This window comes from Micromonospora mangrovicola (assembly GCF_047200535.1).
Classification (GTDB): domain Bacteria; phylum Actinomycetota; class Actinomycetes; order Mycobacteriales; family Micromonosporaceae; genus Micromonospora.
The window spans coordinates 1-18,857 of the sequence record NZ_JBJZOG010000113.1; the positions used below are offsets into that span (position 1 = coordinate 1).

Consider the following 18,857-nt stretch of genomic DNA (forward strand, 5'->3'; position numbering starts at 1 on the left):
TCGGGGCTCCTGTCGGCCATGCCCGCAGGCTACCCCCTGGTAGGGATGGGAGTCACCAGCACGCCGCCGGCGGTGCTGCCGGGCGCTGGGGCTGCTGGTGCTGGTGGGGCAGTTGAGCGCGGGCTGGAAGTGGTCCACGAAGTTGTTTGTCGGGCACGGCCTGGGCAACGACGAGCCTCGCCGCTGCGAACGTCGCGGCAACGCCGCTGCCCCTGACGAGGCACGTCGTGCGATCCGGACGCCAAGCAGGGGCGGCTGAGCCGCCGCCGCAGCAGCGCAGCCCCGATGTCTAGCGCCAGACGGCTGGCGTTTGGCCGACGAGCCCGTACGGCCCTAGCCCTGACCGTGTTCGTGCCGGCGTTCGGCCTCGGATTTCACGGTGGCCAGCGCGTCGGCGACCGTCGCCTCCCATCGCCGCGCGACCACCGCCGCCCACCCGGCGCCGAGCGCCCAGCCGTCGGTGCCCATCTCGCCGATGTACTCCAGTCGGGTGTAACCGCCGTGGTCGGTGAGGGAGAAGCGTTCCCGAACGTACGGCACGGGGCCGCGCACGAGACGGAAGTCGACGGTGTCGGGGCGGGTGAGGGTAACCGTCTCGACCGTCTGGGTGACCAGGCCACGGCCGACGGGCGTGCGGTGGGCGGCCAGGACCATTCCCTCTCCGCGTTCCAGCACCTGGATCTTCTCCCGTTGGGCCCTCGTGGGCCGGCCGAGGTAGGGCTGGGCGATCACGTCGAAGACCAGCTCGCGGGGCGCGGCGATGTCGAGTACCTGCGGCCCGAGGGCGCGTGTGCGCCAGCCGATGCCCAGCTCGAGGGTGAGCTGGCCGGAGACCAGCGCCCGGTACCCGATCACGCCCGCGGCCGCGGTGACGGCCGCGATGGTCCAGCCGAGCCGTGCTGCCATGATCGCCTCCGATCTCCTGTCCGGCGCCGGGGAGTCAACGTTTCGCTGTCAACGCGGTTTCACGGCTGTCAGCAGGGCGTAGCCGAGGACACGATCGGCGATGGCGGCGCGGGCGGCGGCCAGCACCGCCGGGACGCGGTCGAAGTCCACGCCGAGCGCCTCGGCCCGCGCTCGTGCGGTCATCCGCACGAGGGCCAGGCGGGCCTCGATCTGATCGATCATGGCCACGATCGCGTCGTCGCAGCGTTCGGTATGGGTGACGGTCAGCCCCGCCCCGCTCAGCAGGGCGGCGTACCCGTCGAGAGGGCGGGCGTCGGCGACACAGGCGACCCACGCCCGCAGCCCGGCCAGCTCGGTCGGGAGCCGCTCGGCATTGACGGTGACGTCGGTGATGCCGACCCGGCCGCCCGAGCGCAGCACCCGGGCAAGCTCGGCGGCGGCAGTGGGCTTGTCAGGGAAGGTGCAGAAGGCGCACTCGCACACCACCGCGTCGACCGACTGCGCGTCGACGGGTAGCCGCTCGGCGTCGCCCGTCTCGAACCGGATGCGGTCGGCGAGGCCGCCGGCCTGTGCCGCGTCGGTGGCGCGGGCGACGTTGGCGTCGGACAGGTCCACGCCGGTGACGTCGACGGCGTACTCGGTGGCGAGCGTCAGAGCGGTGCTCCCCCGGCCACTGGCCACATCGAGGACGATCTCCCCGGCGCGCAGGTCCAGCCGGTCGGCGAGCCGGCGGGTGAGGGCGAGGCCGCCGGGGTGGTAGGAGTCGCCGAGCAGCAGGGCCACCACGTCCGAGCCGTAGGTGGCGGCGCAGTCCAGAGCCGCGGCGGTCTGAGCGAGGCGGTCGCGCGTGGTGTCGGTGCCCATGAACGCCGACGCCGACCACAGCTTCTCCAGCGCCTCCCGTATGGCGTAGTCCGGCACGACCCGGTTGGACACGTAGTCGAGGTAGTCCTCGACGTTGAGCAACCTGGGGATCGGTACCACGGCGAAGTCCGGGGTGCCGGGGTCACCTTCGGTGAGCAGGTAGGTGACCGAGCGGCAGGTCGGGAAGCAGCACGGCACCGGGAAGAAGTCCTTGGGTTGGAACCAGTCGGGCAACTGCTGCGCGATGAGGTGGATGATGTCGGAGTTGGTCAGCCGGGCCAGCGGGTCGAAGGCGACGTGCCGGCCGGAGTGGGTGACCGGCTGGAACGAGATGCTGCGCACCGCCGGATGGGCCAGGCCGTGGCGGATGATGGCACCGAGTTCATGTTCGTTGAGGCCGCGCTCGACCGCAGCCACGAGAGTGACGGTCAGCCCGACGTCGGCGCAGTTGTCCAGGGCCTGCTGCTTGATGGCGCGCAGGTCCCGGCCGCGGATCTCCCGGTGGGTACGCTCGTCGAGCCCGTCGAACTGCAGGTAGATGTTGACCGGCCGGCCGGGCCGGTTGCGTTCCCCCAGCGCGGCCACGAACCTCCGGTCGGAGGCGAGTCGGATGCCGTTGGTGTTGAGGTTGACCGCCTTGATCGGGCGGGCCTGGGCGGCGTCGATGAAGTCGAGGATCTGCTTGTGGATCGTGGGCTCGCCGCCGGAGAACATCACCACCTCGGCCTCGCCTTCGCTTTCCACGAAGACATCGAGCATCCGCTCGCACTGCTGCAGGCTGATCGAGTAGCCGTCGGGCTGGTGGCCGGAGTCAGCGAAACAGCTCGGGCAATCCAGGTTGCAGCCGGTATTGACCTCGATGATGCCCAGGCAGGCGTGCTGCTTGTGCTCCGGACACAGGCCGCAGTCCGACGGGCAGCCGTCAACCATTTCGGTCTGGAACGTCAGCGGGATCGTGCCGGGCTTGTTGAACCGGGCACCGTCGAGGTACATCTGCGCGTCGCCATACACCAGCGCCTCGAACGGACCGTGCTCCGGGCAGCGCTTACGCAGGTAAACCTTGTCGTCGCGGATGTTGACCTGAGCATCGACGACGATCTTGCACACCGGGCAGATCGACTTGGTGTACTCAACGAACACCTCCTCCCGGTCCCGCTTCACCGCCGATGACACGGAAGGAACGGGGACGCGTTCAACAGCGGCCATGACTGCTCCTCGCGGCGTGCCTGCCATTGTCGCCAGCCCACTCTGCCTCTTTGCCGGCCCGTCAACCGGTCACACTGCCATGCCGCGACAGCCGTACGTGCCAAACCAAGCGGACTCACACCGATGAACAGCGAAGAGCAGCCCGCGCGGCGCGGATGCCAATCACCCTGCAGATGCCGAACCACGTCTGAGGGAAACCGGCAAACCGCCTGACCACCGGTCCACGCCTGGCACGGCGATCAGCGCGGTGGCCACCAGAACGAGGTAGACCAGCGCCTCGATGAACCAGAACTGCGCCCTCCGGCTGCTGGTGATGATCGTGGCCGCGCTCGGCGCGTCGGGGATCGGGCAGGTGTTCGACGGGGCACTACTGATCGTCATCTTCGCCACCTCCAGGCATCGGCGACCCGGCGCACGGTCGGGTCGGCGTCGCTGGCGTATCGGTGAAGGATCTCGGAAGCGTCGTCGGGCACGAGGCGGCGTGCCGCAACGGCGACGCGCTGGCGGACCACCGGGTCCGGGTCGTTCGCCAACCCGACCACGAGCGACGCCCAGCGCGATCGCACGCTATCGGTGCTGACAGGTCCGCTGATGGTGGCGGCGCGCACCGCTGGCTCGTCGTCTTGCGCCAGCGTCGTGAGCTGCGGCGGTATGCGCGGATCCGAGTCCACCGCCTTCGCGAGCGCCCGAGCGGCCTGGGCTCGCAGCAGCGGGTCATCGTCGCCGGCGATCAGCAGCAACGCGTCGACCGCCGCCGTCCCGCCGACTGAGCCAAGGGCTTCGGGCGCGTTCTCGCGGACGTGCCGGTCTGGGTCGTGTCGCAGCCGCAGCAACGTCGGGGTTGCCTCGACCTTGCGGAGCTGGCCGAGTGCGTACGCGACCATGGACCGTACCTGCGGGTCGGGGTCCGCGGCGAGGGCGGCGAGTGGCGCAACCGCGTCGGCCCGGGCGGTGTAGCCGAGCCTGCTGACCGCCGACATGCGCACCTGATCGTCGAGGTCACGCAGCGCCATGACGAGCACCTGGAATGCTCGGTCATCGCCAGCAGGGTTGGGAATCGAGCCGATCGCCACGGACCTGACCTGCGGGTCGGCGTCGGCCGCGGCTGCGGCCAGCAGTTCGACATCCTGCGCTTCGACCACGAATCCGAGCGCCCACAGGCCTGCCCGGCGTAGTTCTGGGGTGCCATCAGTGGCCAGTTCCAGCACCGTGGGACGCGCGGCTGTCTTGTTCGTGTGCAACAGGTCGATGATGTCGCCGGTCAAGCTGTCCTGGTCGTCACCGAGATCGCGGGCCGATGCGCGCAGGAGCGCCGGAAGCGCAGCCTGACCCTGGATGCCGGCCAGAATGCCGGCGATGAGGTCCCGACCGTAGCAGTTCTGCTCGTCGAGGAACCGGTCGAGCGCCTCGTGTAACCGGGGCACCAAGGTGCTGTCCCCGCACGCCGCCAAAGCGGTGAGGATCGGCGCGATGTCGTCGTAGTCGTCCTCAAGCTCCGTGGCATGCCGGACCACGGCCTCCAACGCTCCAGCACTGTCGATCATTTGCGTCACCATGCCACACGCTGCCGTCTATCCCAGCGCATGCTCCCCGGGACGGCGCTGAACGCTGCGATCGAGGCCGCCGTCTGCGCCGATGCGCACCCTCTAAACTGTCCTAGGACATCGACGTCAGGGAGGCCAGGGCCTCGCCCCACTGGCACCCTCGATCACGAGCAGCAACCAGTCGAGTCACCGTACGGACCATGCTTTGCCACTCCCAATTCTCCCACCACCTCAGCGTGAGCCCACCGCCGGGTAACCAACCCTCCGGCAAACCGGGGGAACCTCACTTCCAAGCCGTGTTAGCCGTCACCTTCGGTGACGGCTAACAAACCTGCTGCGGTACCGGCGCTGGAGTGTCGACGATCTGGCGGTTCAGGTGACCCCGATGTTCAGGTAGAAGTGGCCGAGCTTGAGCGAAAGCGAGGCGCCTCCGAAGTGGTGAATGAGCATGGCCAACAGGATGACGATCAAGATGCAGACGACGAGCCAGATCAGGAACCACACGAACCCTGGGATCCCGTAGCGACCGACGCGAGCCATCAGGCTCGCCCCCTCGCGGTTGGCGCTGCGGCACGCACCGCCACGCATGGGCGTGTCGGCTCTCGGCAACTGCGCCCGACGCTAGCGGACGTCTTCATACAGCCTCCTTCATTGAGGTGTCCGCGAAATTCCCTACCGGGGCGCGCGTCAAACCGGGACGGAAAAGCTCGCTTCAGGATGCCGCCGGGGCCGGGGCCGCGTCGGTGCTGTCGGTGAACGGCACGTTCAAGCGTGCCCCGGTCTACGGGTCCAGTGCCGAGGAGGTCAACGCCAAGCTCACCGAGATCAAGGCACGCTCCAACCGCGGGTTGCCGGCCGAGGCCACCGGCTGGACGGTCAAGGCGTACGCGGTCTACTGGCTCGATCAGGTGGCCACTTCGAAGGTCAGGCCGTCGACCCTCGCTCCCTACCGAGCCTGGTAGGCCGCTACATCCTCCTCCGGCGTGGCGAACTCCTCGGTCTGCGATGGTCGGACATCGACGCGCGCGCCGGGCAGCTGCAGGTATGGCGGACCCTGCAACGGGCGCGGGGCGAGGGCATCGCTTCTGCGGCCGACACCGCCGGGCAATGGCGCGAGAAGGAACGCGGAGCGCCCCCAGTGGCGCACCGGCGAGCCCAGCGCCCGGAGCAGCAGCCAGGTGCAATCGGCGCAGAATGACAACACCCTGGGATCGAACCCCGCCGGACCATACGTGGCAGAATCCGGGCCGGGCAGCGTCGCCGCCCCGCAAGGACATTGTCGACCGGGCCGCCGCGAACCACATTCCAACAGCTCACGGCCCTGCGTGGCCGTCTCGCCTGTTCAGCTTCGCACCGGCGATCACCGATGACGGGAGCCCATGCGATCGCGCTCGGGTCCCGGTCAGGAGGCCAGCCCGGTCGCCGATGCGACCGGCGCGTCGGCGGGTGGCAGCTGGTGGAAATCGAACGAGCTGGCGACGATCTGGTTGTCCCGGACCAGGACGAAGGCCGGGTAGCCGGTCAGGGTGAACGCCTCCCCCACCGGTCCGCCGACGTCCTCGGCCAGCACTGTCCCGGCGGGTCGTAGTTCGCTGACCAGTTCGGCCGAGATGGCCGGGTCACCGACGACCACGGCGAGGACGGTCCAGCCGGCGGCGGCGTACCGGGGGGCACCGGCCAGGAAGTCCGGCTTGCGTTCCCGGCAGGCCGGGCAGGTCACGGAGAAGAAGACGATCAGGGCTGCGCCCCGACCGAGTCCCGGGACACGGGCTCGCCGTCGACGGTGGTGGTGGCGAACTCCCCCACGGTGGACCCGACGGGGCGGACCAGGTCCCGCTCTGCCGGCTCGTGCAGCGGCCGGTTGAGCAGTTCGGTGTGCTGGCGCAGCCGTCGGATCATGCCGAAGGAGAGCAGCAGGTTGAACAGGCACAGCGCCGCGACTACGACCAGTGCGGTCACCAGGTACGTCATGGTTCCTCCCCGTGGGTCGATCCGGCCGCCGGCCGGTCGTCCGGTTCCATGGTGGTCATTGTTCGGTGAGCAGGGCGGCGGTCGGGAGCCGTCGGATGAGGATCGCCGGGACCAGGGCGGCGAGCACGGTCAGCAGCAGCGCCCCGGCGGTCACGGCCAGCGCCAGGACCGCCAGCCGGCCGTCGAGGTGGCCCACCAGCAGGGCCACCGATCCGAGGCCCGCCACGGTCCCGAGGACGCAACCGAGCACCCCGACGCCGAGGGCTTCGTAGACGAGCAGCCGGTTGAGTGCGGAGTCCGGCCATCCGACGGCCCGGAGGGTGGCGAACTCGGCTGACCGTTCCCGCACGTTGAGGTAGAGCACGTCGACCACGCTGAGCAGCCCGAACAGCAGCACCCCACCGACCGCGACCAGGTCCACTCCGCGTACCTGCACCGACACGGCCTGGCCCAGCAGGGAGCCCACCATGCCATCGTGGAACGCCCAGAGCGAGGCGGCGATCAAGGTGACCGCGCCGACACCGGCGGCAAGGCTGACCGCTCCGGCGAGGGTGCGGGCGGGCGCCCGTACCAGGTTGGCCACGGCGAGTCCGGCGAAGGTCCGCCGTGGGGCGGACCGTCGGGCCGGCGCGGGGGCTGCCTGGAGCGCCTCGGCTGATCGGGTGCGAGCGGCCTGGATCGCCGGTAGCACGCCGGCCACCGCGGTGAGTAGCACCGCGATCGGTATGCACAGTAGGACGACGGTGCCGGAGACCTGGACGCCGGCCAGGTGGCCGAGTGGCCCGGACAGGCCGGCGCCGAGCAGGCCCGCGGCGAGGCCGAGGGTGGTGGTTTCGGTGAGGACCAGCTGGCTCAGTCGCCAGCCGGGCCAGCCGACGCAGGCCAGTATGGCCAGTTCGCGGCGGCGGGCGCGGACGGCGGTGGACACCGCGTTGCCGACCAGCAGGGCGCAGACCGCCAGTAGCAGTCCGAGCAGCATGATGTTCTTGCGGTCGACGGCCGTGACGATCTCGGCGGCCACGCCCTTGCGGGTGCGGGCCTCGGCCACGGTCAGGTCGGGACGGCCGAGATGGTTGGCGGGCAGCAGCACGGGGCTGCGTACGGTGGAGCCGCCGAGCACGATCTCGACGGTCAGTCCGGTCTGGTGGACGATCTCGTCGGCCACGAGCCGGACGCGTTCCCGGGCCACCTCGTCGAACCGGTCGATGCCCGCCACCCGGACTCGGACGGAGCTCAGCGGTGTGTCCGCCGCCGGTGACCCGACGCTCTTGTACAGGTCGTGGGTGGCGGTCAGGGTGGTCAGCAGGTGGGGTGGGCGGGGCGGGTAGCCCAGCGGGTCGTCGCCGGGTAGTAGTGGACGGTCGGCGAGCAGTTGCCGGGTACGGGGGTCGCCGCCCACCGGCGCGGCCGGGCGATACAGGTCGAGGGCCTGCTGGGCGGCGCCGCCGGCGGTGGGGAGGGCGTCGGGTGCGAAGCTGCCCACGGGGGTGATCGACCACTCCTCGCTCTGCCCGTTCAGGATGATCGGCTCTCCGGTGCCGACGCCGCCGGTGCTGAACCAGGCGTCCCGCCACAGGTCGTCGATGGCCTGGTCGGTGGAGCCGGGTTCACCGGCCCGGGGCAGTATCCGGCCGGTGCCGTCGGGTTGTGGTGTGTAGGCCGGTGGTGCGGGCCGCAGCAGGGTCTGTACGCCGGACAGGGGGGTGTTGCCGGCCAGGGCTGTGTCGAGTCGGGCGCGGTAGAGCCGTCCCAGGTCGTATGCGGCCGCCTGTGGGGGTGTCCTCGTCGAGTCGCGCAGCAGTGGCCACAGCGCTTCTGTTGTGGAGCCGGGCACCCGCCGGGCGGTCTGGCCCGTGAGTCGGGACACGGCGAGGTTCATCTGCTCGTCGACCGCGAGGTCCGTGGCGGCGAGTACCGGAAGTGCCCGGCCTGCCGGGCCGACCGGTGTGAACGGGGACGTCGATGTGCTCCTGGCCGCGGGGCCGATGGTGTCGGAGCCGGTCAGGTAGCGGCCCTGGCGTACCGCCCGATTCAGGCCGGACAGACGTGCCTCGGCCGCGGGGTCGATCCCGGCCACGAGCATCGGTACGACCGCGGGTAGCCGGAGCTCCAGTCGGGCGGTGGCGGGTATGGCGGCGGCGGGGCGGCCGAGTGTGATCACGGACGCCAACCGGAAGGTGCCGTCGGGGAGCAGCTGGTATGCCTGCAGCGCGCTGATCTTGCTCCGGCGGGTGCCCGGTTCGAAGCTGCCCACGGCGGTCGCACACACCTGCAGGCGCCGCCCGTCGGGCTGCACCTCCAGGGCGCCTCCCCCACCGGTGCCCGGGCACTCGGCGGCGGAGGTGGTCTGGTCGATGCGGGTGCCGTCGGTGTAGACGAACATGCGCTGGTCGCCGCTGATCTGGGACAGTGGCAGCAGGGGGCGGCGGGACACGTACACGTAGGTGGGGGCGGCGGCGAGCGTGCTCAGCCCACGATCTGCGCTGATCCGGGGGGCGACCTCGATGACCTGCCGCTCAGCTGTCCGGTCGACCTGGTCGGTCACGTCGACCCGCAGGTCGGGACGGATGTCGGCGAGCCCGAGGACCGCCAACGGGGCGGCCACCCCGACCCCGGGGATGCGCTCGATCCGCCGCCACTGGTCCAGAGTGATACCGCCGTAGGCTGCGGTGGGCCGGTCCTGGTGCAGCAGACCGCCGGCGGGCCCCGACGGGTGGACCAGGATGTCGTACGACGGCCGGAACTGACCGTCGATGGAGCCGCGGGCGACCAGCCGCGAGGTGGCTGCGACACCGGTGAGCGCGGTGAACCCGGTGGTCGCGACCAGCACGGCGGCGAACACCGCCAGGCTCCGGCCGCGGGTGTGCCGTAGCTGTGACCAGACCATCCGCAACATGGGTGGGAGCTTCTCCGCTCGGGCAGTACGGGCCGTCCCGGCCGACCTACGGTCGGCCGGAACGGTGTCGTGATCGCTATCGCGCGTCAGGTCAGCAGTGCGTGGCGGTGGTGCGGCAGTAGCCGCAGGTCGTACCGGTGCTGTCGCAGCCCTTGCAGCAGTCCCGGACCCGGACGTAACCGCTGGTGCAGCTGCAGTACTCCGTCCAGCAGCTGCAGGCGGTGCTGGCCGCCTGTGCCGTCAGCTTCGGAACGAATATATCGAGCTGTCGATGAGCGTTGTACGAATTAGTGACGCTGTCGGTTCCCGATCGCCTCACCCCCGTTTCCGCGCCGATGGGTCGGCGCTAGACAATCCGCCCGTCGTGAATCTCGACGGTCCGGTCGCAGCGGTCCGCGAGGGATGCCTCGTGGGTCGCCATGAGCAGGGTCATGCCGTGCTCGTCGCGCAGCCGCCAGAGCAGATCGATGATTGCGGCGCCGGTGGCCGAGTCCAGGTTGCCGGTCGGTTCATCGGCCAACAGCAGCCGGGGCCGGCCGACCAGGGCCCGCGCGATGGCGACCCGCTGCTGCTGACCGCCGGAAAGCTGTCCGGGCATGGCGCGCTCCCGGCCGGCCAGCCCCACCTCGGACAGCAGGTTCCGGGCCCGGTCGACCTCGTCGGGCCCGGCCCGGAACGGCAGCAGTGGCGCGAGAACGTTGTCCAGCGCGGACAGGGCGGGCAGCAGGTGGAATCGTTGGAAAACGAAACCGGTCCCTCTGCGGTAGTCGGCGAGCCGCCTGCCCGACAGAGCGGTCACCGCCACCTCGTCGACCTCGATGCGGCCCTCGTCGGCGCGTTCGATCGCGCCGATCAGATGCAGCAGGGTGGACTTGCCCGAACCGCTCGGGCCGGTCACCGCGACGGTGGCACCCGCCGGCACGTCAAGGGTGATCCGGTCGACGCCGACGATCGTCTCGTCGCCGGAGCGGAACCGCTTGACCAGGTCGGCCACCCGGATGGCCGCTCCCCGAGTGGTGGTTCCGCCACTGGCGCTCATCGGCCATCCGGCGACGCCAGCGCGACGGCGGTGGCCGGTCCGCGTCCGGTGCGGATTATGGATGCGGAAGCGCGCAGGAATCGAAAATGCAAGAGCAACTGTCTCATCGCCCAGCCCCCGTATTGCTCGGCATGACAAGTGAATATACATTAGTGACAGTCGATCAATCAACCGTCACTTTCGAGAAGACTGAACGTCGCCGGCGCCGGTGGAGACCCCTCCAGTTGAGTGGATCTCCGCCCTGCCGGAGCAGTACCGGAAGGATCTACGGGCGCCTGGTTCGTGAACATCGTACGGATGACGCCACCCTCGGGAGCGCGGAAGACCACTCAGGATCCGGTCGCCTGGTATCTGCGGAGCGCGGCTTCGGCGACCTGGGCGAGGTAGTTGTCGCCGCCGGATTTGTTGCCCTGCTCCTGGACGACCAGCAAAGTGGTGCCGGCCCGGACGAGTATGCTGTCACACTCCACGACCTGTGCCACAGCCACGACTCTCACCTCACGGATCGAGCCGTGCCAGCCGTTTCTATAAGTCGCCGGCTGCGCCCGTGGCAGCGAACACCTCGACCGCGTCGCGCAGCCGGTCGAGAAAGCCGGTCAGATTCCCTGCCACCACATCAAATCGTGGATCATCGCTGCGGTAGACACCGGCAACCATCTCGCCGGCGGGCAGCCGGTACACCGGCGACCCGGTCACCGCCTCCACCGCGAACAGGGCACCGCCGCCATCACTGGCGAACACAACCACGTCCGCGTCGAAGCGCCCCCGGATAGACGTCACCTCCCGGCACGCGACCAGGCCGGGATCGTGGATGAAGTAGCCGTTGCCGATGTCCGGCAAGGTCACTTCGCGCACCTGCCCGTACCACACGAGCAGATCACCGGGCAGACGCGTGCTCGTGACCGAGGCGAGCTCCCCCTTTCCTGCCGGGCCGCCGATCGTGTGCCGGCTCGGCGGGTAACCAAACCGGACTTCGAATCCCGGCAGCAGCCGGTCCAGGCGCGCGGTAACGTCCTCGCGCCAGCGCCGGATGTACGCCCCGTCCATCGACTACCAAGTCCGCCCATCACCGGCCGACGCGCCGGCGTCTGCTGACCTGTACCTGCTGCCGCCGATCATCCGATATCCCAGGAGGCCAGGTGCACGTCGCAGTGCAGGCACCGGAACAGGTACGCCGTCGGCTCACCGCTGCGATCCATCCGCCGCAGCATCGCATCGGCCTGATCTGCCGGCCACCCGAGCCGGTGCAGATCGTCGCGGATCATCCCCAACGTGTCAGGGTGGGCGCACAGCTTTTCGTATCCCGAGGCGCCGAGAAACGCGGCGCCGTCGCCGCAGTGATACGGCCAGCTCGGCTGCTGCCAGGAGTCGAACCCCGGCGTGCGTTGCGTGACCTCCTCGACGGCAACCGGAACGCCTGGCGGCAGGTCGGTCGGGGCTGCGCTGGCTGGCAACATCGGCCGGGCATCCTATCAGGTGATCTACCTGCCCGTCGACAAGGACGTCCAGCGCGCGCGGATCGCACAACGCCAGGCGACCGCACCGCACCCGACGTTCCCGATGGCCGAAGCCGACAGCGACAGATGGCGGAAGCAGTTCCAGGCGCCCGACGCCGAATTGAGCGGCGGTGGAACGGTTCCCGGGCCGCCACCAGGTTGGCCGGGGTGGCCGGAGTGGGCTGCATACCGCTGGCCCTCGCTCGACCCGGCGTGGCCTTCTACGTGATCGCCCTCATGATCGTGCACGCCGTTCCAACGGCGGCCGGCCTGTCCTTCGCGACCTGGCCACGGCATGAGGGCCCTCAGCGGTAGCAGCGCGAATACGTTCGTGATGCCCAGGTACGCCAGTCGGCACGAGGGTCGGAAGGGGACCCTGGCCAGCACGGACGTACCTGTCGGCAGGCCCAGCGCTGCCTGCGCGTGACAACTGGAAACGCAGCCTTCGAGGCTGTGGCGCAGACGTTCTCCTGTGGCGTGCCCGGCCGTCGGCCGGGTGGCTGACCCGAAAATCCAACGGTGAGTGGGCAGGCCGAAGGCACCCGGCGTAGCGCAGCGGAGCCGGGTGTGGGGTGGCGGTGGGGCTATGGGTTCAGGCCGCCGTGGGTTCGACGATGATGGCTTTACCTCCGTGGATGGTGATCTTTTGGCCGGTGACGGCTTGGAGAGCGGCGGCGAGGTTGCGGGCCCGACGTTCGGCGTTGATGCGGGTCTCGTAGTAGTCCGCGCCGAGGTCGTGGAATCGGCCGTCGGGGTCGGACAGCAGGTGCCAGACGATGGTCAGGATGCTGTTGCCGACGGCGACCATGGCTTTGCCCTTGCCGCGGCGCCGGGCGATGCGCCGGTAACGGGCGCCCAGGAAGGTCCGGGCCCGGGTCTGGGCGCCGGCGGCGTTGCCGAGGGTGGCGGCCAGCCACGGGTTGCCCTTCGGGCGTTTCTTCTGTTTCTTCGTGCCGGCCGACTCGTGGACGGCGGGCGCGAACTTGGCCCAGGACACCAGGTGGGCAGCGGTCGAGAATCGGGTCATGTCGACCCCGACCTCTCCGATGATCTCGGCGGCGCCGATCCGGCCGACGCCGGGGATCTCAGCCAGCTGCTCCACCTGGTGGCAGAAAGGGGCGACCAACTCCTCGATACGTGCCTCCAGCGCGGTGATCTGCTCGGTCAGCCGGTCGATGTTGGTCAGCATCATCGCCAACAGTTCCCCGTGATGCGCGGTGAAGAACCCCGTCAGCGCCTCGACGAGCAGCGCGGTCTTGCCGCGCATGCTGGTACGGGCCAGGCCGGCCAGTATCTTCGGGTCGCGTTGCCCGGCCGCCAGGGCGTCGAGCATGTCCCGGCCGGAGACACCGAACAGGTCACTGACCACACTGGACAGCTTGATCTGCGCATCTTCGAGCAGCTTCTCCACCCGCTGCTTCTCCCGCGACCGGTCCCGGACCAGAGACCGGCGGTAACGGGTGAAGTCCCGTAACCGGCGGATCGGTTCCGGATGCACCAGCGACGGGCGGAACATGCCCCGCTCGGCGACCTTGGCCAGCCATACCGCATCGGCCTTGTCGGTCTTCGGCCTTCCCGGCACGTTCTTGACCTCGCGGGCGTTCGCGAGCCGGCAGTCGAAGCCCTCGGCCTCCAGCAGGTAGTACACCCCCTTCCAATAGTCGGACGTCGACTCCATCACCACGGTCGTGACCTGCTCACAGCGCAGCCAGTCCGCCAGCGCCAACAGCTGCGCCGTGCGGGTCTCGAACGAGCGCACTTCCTGCACCCGCCGCCCGGGCTTGCTCGGATGCGGCGACCGGACGCACGCCTCCAGCACCGCCTTGCCCAGATCGAGCGCCGCGATCCGCTCGACGTACAGGCTTTGATCTCCGTCCTCATCCACCACGATCTCCCTGACGACCCACTCGGCACGGAACCAGGCATGGACGCCCGCGGGAGCCAAAGGGAACGGGAGAGTCGGACCCGCGTGCTCGTGGCAACAATGCGCAGCCCCTCGAAGCGGCTCCCGGCGTCAAACTGTCAGACGGCCTCACCTGCGCCAGAGACACAACGACGTCGGCGGGCGACCACGCCCGATTTTCCCGCCTGCGCGGCGTCTCGACGAGACCCCTGAACTGTCAGCCGGGCACCCCGATGTGTTCTAGAGGATGGTCACGCCGTAGGCGTTGGCGGCTTCGCGGGCGGGCTGGAAGTAGGTGGTGCCGCCGGACGTGCAGTCGCCGCTGCCTCCGGAGGTCAGGCCGAGGGCCTTGGTGCCGTCGTAGAGCGGGCCGCCGGAGTCGCCGCCTTCGGCGCAGACGTTCGTCTCGATCAGGCCGCTGACCTTGCCGCCGGGGTGGCCGACGTAGCGCACGGACACGTCGAGTGCTGTGACCTTGCCGGTGTGCACGCCGGTGGTCGATCCGTCGCGGGTGACCGACTCGCCCACGAACGCGTCGGCGAGCGTGAAGCCGCCGGGGTGGGTCAGCGAGGTGTTGTCGTAGCGGACGAGCGCGTAGTCGTTACCGGGGAAGCTGTAGCCGATGGTCGGGCCGATCAGCGTGGTGTGGCCGGAGTTGGCGTACCACGTGCTGGCCAGGCTGCCGCAGTGCCCGGCGGTCAGGAAGTAGTAGGTGCTGCCGCTGACCACGTTGAAACCGAGCGAGCAGCGGTACTTGCCGCCGTAGATGGCGTCACCGGCGGACAGCAGTGGGCTGAACACGCCGGAGGTGCGCTTGATCCGTAGTGCGGAGGCGTTGACGCCGGCGGCCCGCTTGAGCGTGGCGATCTCCGCCGTGGACACGCTGCTGTCCGCGGTGACCACGACGCGACCGCTGGCGGCGTCGGTGTACCAGGAGATGCCTTCGACGCCGGACCGGTCGACTGCGGCGTTCGCAGCGGCGAGGGCGTCTGCGCCGTACCTGGGCGCGGCGGTGGCGCCGGTCGGCAGGGCGAACACTCCGAGGGTGACCGCGACGGCGGCCGCGAGCAGCCGACCGACAGGGCTGCGCATCGTGCTGGGGGTGATCCTCACGGGGCTTCCTCCTCACGAGTCGGCGGGACGTCAGGTGGGTCCCGTCCGTGCACACCGCGAGACGCCTCAGCGGGTGAGCCGGGTGCTTCGCGGCGCAACCTTCACGCAGTATCCAAATGTATCAATCAGATGGCAAGTGGCATTGCGCGAATTGCAGAAGCCGGAACGTCGATGGGGCCATGTCGCCGCTCGTCGATGCGACGCCTGGTACGACGCGCCTTCATGATCCAGGCGATCGAGGCGACGCTCCGGAGCCTCCATCGCCTTGATCGCCGTCGCTCGGCGAACCCAGGTGCCGACCTCGCTCATCCACCAGAAGCGACGCGCGCATGCGCGGAGGAGGGTGAGTGTCGCGGCATCGCATCGCTGTGCAAAACGGTCAGATCCTTCTATATCCAGCTCTGCCTTTTGTTGCCCTATGGCAAGTATCGGGCGCCTCCGGAGCGGTCACGCTAACCCAAAAACCGCCGCGGCAGCGTTCTGCGAAAGAGGTGCTGGTAACGCGAGCCCACCGCACGCCTGCGGTCTGCGGAAAACCCACGCATGGAACAGTTCCGAACGAGCTTTCACAGGTCTAGCGTCTGCTCTGCCGGTCCGCAGCCTCCCAACCCATAGGAGACAGACTCATGGCCTTACTGCTCACCCGGCGCAGGCGAGTCGCGGCGGTCACCGCCACCGCGGTCGCCGTCGCCGCGGTCGCCACCGCCGGCCTGCTCGCCACCAGGGACGACAACGAGCCGCATTACCGCGGCTATCTGGAACGGGTCGGTGGTGAGGAAGAGGAGGAAGGGCACGGCGTCAAAGGTATCGTCGGCGATCCCGAGTCCGAGTCCTCAGAGATCTTCAGCTCGATCACGTCGGTAGCCAACGCCAGGCTCGCGCCCTACGGGTCCGTCGCGCCCGGCCAACTCTCCGCCAGCCTCGGTGACTTCCGGGCGCTCGCCTCCAACGGCAGTACCTGGTCGGAGGTCACGAACCTGCCGTACGACGCCGACGACCCTCACTACCGCGACCCGAACTTCTCCAACTCCTCCGGCGGGTCGGGCTATGTCGCCGGGCGGGTCACGGGCCTTGCCGCCGGCGGCGGCTATCTCTTCGCCGGCGGCGCCAACGGCGGGGTCTTCCGCAAGAAGCTCAACAACGTTGACGACCCGGCGGACGACGGCCCGTGGCAGCCCATCTCCGACAGCATTCTGTCGCTGTCCACCGGCGACCTGGAGTACCACGACGGTGCCCTCTGGTACGCCACCGGTGAGGCCAACACCGGCGGTACCTCGTACGTGGGCGCGGGCATGTTCCGCAACCCACGGGCGGCCAGCCCCGACCTCGCTACCGCGCAATTCAAGGACGCGGACCGGCTCGGCGGCACCGAGCTGGAGAGCCGCGGCATCAACAAGGTGCGCTTCGACGACGTCACCCACTGGGCGTACGCGGCGACCACCCGCGGCCTGTGGCGCTACCCGCTGGACGGCAGCAACCTGCCGGTGGCGGGCCGGACGTGGTCCAACGTGTTCATGCCGAACCCGGCGGCGGACAGTGACATCAGCCAGCCGTACAAGAACATGGTCAACGACGTCGCCATCGACAACGCCGGCGGCGTGCTGGCCAACGCCGCCTGGCGTAGCGGAGACGCGAGCTACAACGGCTTCTACTACAGCCCGACCGGGGGCAGCTTCACCCAGGTGAATCCGCAGGGCGCGCTGGGCTACCAGCAGGTCGGCAACGCCGAGTTCGCCTGGGGCACCGACGCGGCCGGTCGGAAGAGCGTCCTGTACGCCGTGGTCGAATCCCCCACGAAGATCAGCCATTCGCCGATGACCGTGCTCTACGGCGTCTTCAAGTCCGCCAGCGGCACCCTGGCCGGGCCGTGGACGCAGATCGCGGACAGCGGCAAACTGCAGGCGTCGGGCTCGGCGCTCAGCGGCGGCAACGGCGTCTTCTACCGTCCAGGCGTGCAGGCCTGGTACAACAACTTCATCCTGGCCGAGCCCGGGCACCCAGACCACCTGTGGTTGGGTCTGGAGGAGGTCTACGAAACGAGCGACGGCGGGAGAAGCTGGACCACCCCCGGTCCCTACTGGAACTTCGGCCTGAAGTGCTGGGCGATCTCGGACGCCGAGAACACCTGCCCGCAGACCACCCACTCCGACCAGCACTCGATTGTCACGTACGGCAACCGGGTGTATGTCGGCAACGACGGCGGCGTGAAGTCCCGGCCCATCAACGGCACCCTGGACAAGCTGGGGCACGCGAAGGACTGGGCAAACCATTCGCCGGGTCTGGGCACCCTGCAGTACTACTCGGTCGGCGTCGGCGCCGACCCGGAGCGGGGTGGTTGGGCGATCTCGGGCGGTCTGCAGGACAACGGTGGTTCGCTGCTGCGCGGGGACCGCAAGGACAACCAGGGCAACGCCGAGATGGTCTCGCCGTTCGGCGGCGACGGCGGCGACATCATCGTCGACCCGCGCAACGGCTGCCACATCCTCGACGAGTACGTCTATCTTGAGCTGTGGATGACCACCACCTGTGGGCAGACCGACGGCTCGAAGAACGCGATCATCGACCTGGCCGTGCCGGACAGCAACCCTCGGTTCACCGCCCCCTTCCGACCAGTGCGAGGCTCGGAGAACACCGGGGACCACGCCAGCGAGCGGTGGGTCGCCGGTGGTAACGCGGTCTGGACCCACGACCTCGGCTTTTCCACCACGGCGGAGCAGGCCGAGTCGCTCGCTAACCACGGCTGGACAAAGCGGGCCACGCTGGGCACGGCGGGCCGGATGGTCGTCGGGCTGGACGCCGTCGCCGACCCCACCGCGAAGCGGGACGCTACGAGGGACATCGTCGTTGCGGCCTGGTGCGGGGAGAGCAACTGCAACAGCGCAGGCTTTTCCCGCGGCGTGCAGACCAACTTCGGTGGTGCCTGGCACGAGCTGGACATGACCGGGCTGCCGTCGCGCTTCCCGAATGCGGTCCACATCGACCAGGTGACCAGCAGCACCGCCACCGTCTACGTGGTGTTCAACGGCTACAACCGCCGCTTCATCGAGGGCCCCGGAGCGGCCCAGGACCACGTGTGGAAGGGCATCCTCACCAAGGACGGCAAGGTGACCTGGACAAACGAGTCGGCCGGCACACCCGACGTGCCCGCCACCGACGCCGTGCGCTACGGCAGCAAGCTCATCGTCGGCACCGACTACGGCGTCATGGTCGGCACTGTCGACAGCGCTGGCGACGTGAGCAGTTGGCGGCGGATCGGCGGCGTCTCCGGCACCGCAGGCGCGCTGCCGCTCACCACGGTGTTCGACCTGACGATCGGGCCCGACGGGTACCTCTACGCGGCCACCCACGGCCGGGGCATCTGGAAGACGCCGCTGAGCCTGCTGTAGCGGGACGAGGCGACAACGATGGCCGGGCACCCAGTCGGCGCCCGGCCATCGGCGCGTGCCGGTCCAGCGCCGGCCAGCGGCTCGGTCACTGCCGTGAACCTGGGTCAAAGCCAAGGCACCTTGCAGACTGACGGTCCGTGGCTACTGATCGTCGTCTTCGTCGTCCCGCATCAGGCGGTCGAGGTCCTCAGGGCGCATCCGCTTGATTTGGGTCTCCAGTTTGCGGCTGTACTGGCGATCGCTCGGATCCGTCCCGTTGCGAGACCGAGAGCTGCGGCCATACTCCTTGAGGAAGCCACCCAGCTCCCGACGTATGCGTCCCCGCCGGCCCGACATGGACGCCACCCTAGGATCCGAAGGGCGAGTCGCGCCTACCCATAACCGCTGTCGACAACAACGGCCCGAGATGAGGACAGTCGGCGGCGACCGGGCGCGGATCGTAGCCCGATGTCACGGACGGGGACGAACGCCGCTAGATAAAGTGCCAGAAGCCACCGCGCACATCGCGATGAGCGACGAGCGACGAGCGACGA

At 69.4% G+C, this 18,857-nt stretch carries 17 protein-coding genes and 1 pseudogene; 2 read left to right on the forward strand and 16 right to left on the reverse strand.

Annotated features, from left to right (window positions below; translation table 11 throughout):
- Positions 1 to 333: 333 nt before the first annotated feature.
- The 6 genes and pseudogenes from ACL02O_RS29175 to ACL02O_RS29200 form a co-directional block, all read right to left on the reverse strand.
- Positions 334 to 906: a hypothetical protein gene (locus tag ACL02O_RS29175; RefSeq protein WP_412821388.1), complete on the reverse strand. Its 573-nt coding sequence runs from the start codon at positions 904 to 906 to the stop codon at positions 334 to 336.
- Between the two features lie 48 nt (positions 907 to 954).
- Positions 955 to 1,770: an SAM-dependent methyltransferase gene (locus ACL02O_RS29180; RefSeq protein WP_412821403.1), complete on the reverse strand. Its 816-nt coding sequence runs from the start codon at positions 1,768 to 1,770 to the stop codon at positions 955 to 957.
- Positions 1,771 to 2,145: 375 nt separating this feature from the next.
- A pseudogene (locus ACL02O_RS29185) lies at positions 2,146 to 3,003 on the reverse strand (radical SAM protein); the annotation flags it as partial.
- A 135-nt stretch (positions 3,004 to 3,138) separates the two neighbouring features.
- Positions 3,139 to 3,357: a hypothetical protein gene (locus tag ACL02O_RS29190; protein ID WP_412821404.1), complete on the reverse strand. Its 219-nt coding sequence runs from the start codon at positions 3,355 to 3,357 to the stop codon at positions 3,139 to 3,141.
- A complete protein-coding gene (locus ACL02O_RS29195) occupies positions 3,354 to 4,532 on the reverse strand; it encodes a HEAT repeat domain-containing protein (protein ID WP_412821389.1) in 1,179 nt (392 codons plus the stop codon). The genes ACL02O_RS29190 and ACL02O_RS29195 overlap by 4 nt, the downstream gene beginning before the upstream one ends.
- Positions 4,533 to 4,892: 360 nt before the next feature.
- Entirely contained in the window at positions 4,893 to 5,129 is a 237-nt protein-coding gene (locus ACL02O_RS29200; protein ID WP_412821390.1) for a hypothetical protein, read from the reverse strand.
- Positions 5,130 to 5,272: 143 nt separating this feature from the next.
- Here ACL02O_RS29200 and ACL02O_RS29205 point away from each other — a divergent pair, with 143 nt between their 5' ends.
- On the forward strand, positions 5,273 to 5,482 hold the full coding sequence (locus ACL02O_RS29205) for a hypothetical protein (RefSeq protein ID WP_412821391.1): 210 nt from the start codon (positions 5,273 to 5,275) through the stop codon (positions 5,480 to 5,482).
- A gap of 440 nt (positions 5,483 to 5,922) precedes the next feature.
- Here the strand turns inward: ACL02O_RS29205 and ACL02O_RS29210 are convergent, their stop codons facing one another.
- From ACL02O_RS29210 to ACL02O_RS29255, 10 genes are all read right to left on the reverse strand, one after another.
- Positions 5,923 to 6,240, reverse strand: coding sequence for a thioredoxin domain-containing protein (locus ACL02O_RS29210; protein ID WP_412821392.1), 318 nt, complete (start codon positions 6,238 to 6,240; stop codon positions 5,923 to 5,925).
- A 14-nt stretch (positions 6,241 to 6,254) separates the two neighbouring features.
- Positions 6,255 to 6,491 carry a hypothetical protein gene (locus ACL02O_RS29215; RefSeq protein ID WP_412821393.1) on the reverse strand — a complete coding sequence of 79 codons (237 nt, stop codon included), beginning with the start codon at positions 6,489 to 6,491 and terminating at the stop codon, positions 6,255 to 6,257.
- Between the two features lie 55 nt (positions 6,492 to 6,546).
- Positions 6,547 to 9,387, reverse strand: a complete 2,841-nt coding sequence (locus ACL02O_RS29220) for an FtsX-like permease family protein (RefSeq protein ID WP_412821394.1) — start codon at positions 9,385 to 9,387, stop codon at positions 6,547 to 6,549.
- 346 nt (positions 9,388 to 9,733) lie between these two features.
- Positions 9,734 to 10,426 (reverse strand): ABC transporter ATP-binding protein, encoded by a 693-nt coding sequence (locus ACL02O_RS29225; RefSeq protein WP_412821395.1) that lies wholly within the window; start codon positions 10,424 to 10,426, stop codon positions 9,734 to 9,736.
- A 329-nt stretch (positions 10,427 to 10,755) separates the two neighbouring features.
- A complete protein-coding gene (locus ACL02O_RS29230) occupies positions 10,756 to 10,914 on the reverse strand; it encodes a hypothetical protein (protein WP_412821396.1) in 159 nt (52 codons plus the stop codon).
- Between the two features lie 37 nt (positions 10,915 to 10,951).
- The gene (locus ACL02O_RS29235; protein ID WP_412821397.1) at positions 10,952 to 11,473 is read right to left on the reverse strand and encodes a hypothetical protein; all 522 of its coding nucleotides are present in this window, start codon (positions 11,471 to 11,473) and stop codon (positions 10,952 to 10,954) included.
- Between the two features lie 68 nt (positions 11,474 to 11,541).
- On the reverse strand, positions 11,542 to 11,883 hold the full coding sequence (locus ACL02O_RS29240; RefSeq protein ID WP_412821398.1) for a CbrC family protein: 342 nt from the start codon (positions 11,881 to 11,883) through the stop codon (positions 11,542 to 11,544).
- Positions 11,884 to 12,514: 631 nt separating this feature from the next.
- Positions 12,515 to 13,807 carry an IS110 family RNA-guided transposase gene (locus tag ACL02O_RS29245; RefSeq protein WP_412821399.1) on the reverse strand — a complete coding sequence of 431 codons (1,293 nt, stop codon included), beginning with the start codon at positions 13,805 to 13,807 and terminating at the stop codon, positions 12,515 to 12,517.
- A gap of 258 nt (positions 13,808 to 14,065) precedes the next feature.
- Complete coding sequence (locus tag ACL02O_RS29250) at positions 14,066 to 14,938, reverse strand: S1 family peptidase (protein WP_412821400.1); 873 nt, start codon at positions 14,936 to 14,938, stop codon at positions 14,066 to 14,068.
- Positions 14,939 to 15,004: 66 nt separating this feature from the next.
- Positions 15,005 to 15,247, reverse strand: a complete 243-nt coding sequence (locus tag ACL02O_RS29255) for a hypothetical protein (protein ID WP_412821401.1) — start codon at positions 15,245 to 15,247, stop codon at positions 15,005 to 15,007.
- A 317-nt stretch (positions 15,248 to 15,564) separates the two neighbouring features.
- Here ACL02O_RS29255 and ACL02O_RS29260 point away from each other — a divergent pair, with 317 nt between their 5' ends.
- A complete protein-coding gene (locus ACL02O_RS29260) occupies positions 15,565 to 18,324 on the forward strand; it encodes a glycosyl hydrolase (protein WP_412821402.1) in 2,760 nt (919 codons plus the stop codon).
- Positions 18,325 to 18,857 lie beyond the last annotated feature (533 nt).

Coding starts and splice junctions, on each gene's coding strand:
- ACL02O_RS29175 (WP_412821388.1), bottom strand. CDS start 906: ATGGCAGCACGGCTCGGCTGGACCATCGCGGCCGTCACCGCGGCCGCG.
- ACL02O_RS29180 (WP_412821403.1), bottom strand. CDS start 1,770: ATGGGCACCGACACCACGCGCGACCGCCTCGCTCAGACCGCCGCGGCT.
- ACL02O_RS29190 (WP_412821404.1), bottom strand. CDS start 3,357: ATGACGATCAGTAGTGCCCCGTCGAACACCTGCCCGATCCCCGACGCG.
- ACL02O_RS29195 (WP_412821389.1), bottom strand. CDS start 4,532: ATGGTGACGCAAATGATCGACAGTGCTGGAGCGTTGGAGGCCGTGGTC.
- ACL02O_RS29215 (WP_412821393.1), bottom strand. CDS start 6,491: ATGACGTACCTGGTGACCGCACTGGTCGTAGTCGCGGCGCTGTGCCTG.
- ACL02O_RS29220 (WP_412821394.1), bottom strand. CDS start 9,387: ATGTTGCGGATGGTCTGGTCACAGCTACGGCACACCCGCGGCCGGAGC.
- ACL02O_RS29225 (WP_412821395.1), bottom strand. CDS start 10,426: ATGAGCGCCAGTGGCGGAACCACCACTCGGGGAGCGGCCATCCGGGTG.
- ACL02O_RS29235 (WP_412821397.1), bottom strand. CDS start 11,473: ATGGACGGGGCGTACATCCGGCGCTGGCGCGAGGACGTTACCGCGCGC.
- ACL02O_RS29240 (WP_412821398.1), bottom strand. CDS start 11,883: ATGTTGCCAGCCAGCGCAGCCCCGACCGACCTGCCGCCAGGCGTTCCG.
- ACL02O_RS29255 (WP_412821401.1), bottom strand. CDS start 15,247: ATGAGCGAGGTCGGCACCTGGGTTCGCCGAGCGACGGCGATCAAGGCG.
- ACL02O_RS29260 (WP_412821402.1), top strand. CDS start 15,565: ATGGCCTTACTGCTCACCCGGCGCAGGCGAGTCGCGGCGGTCACCGCC.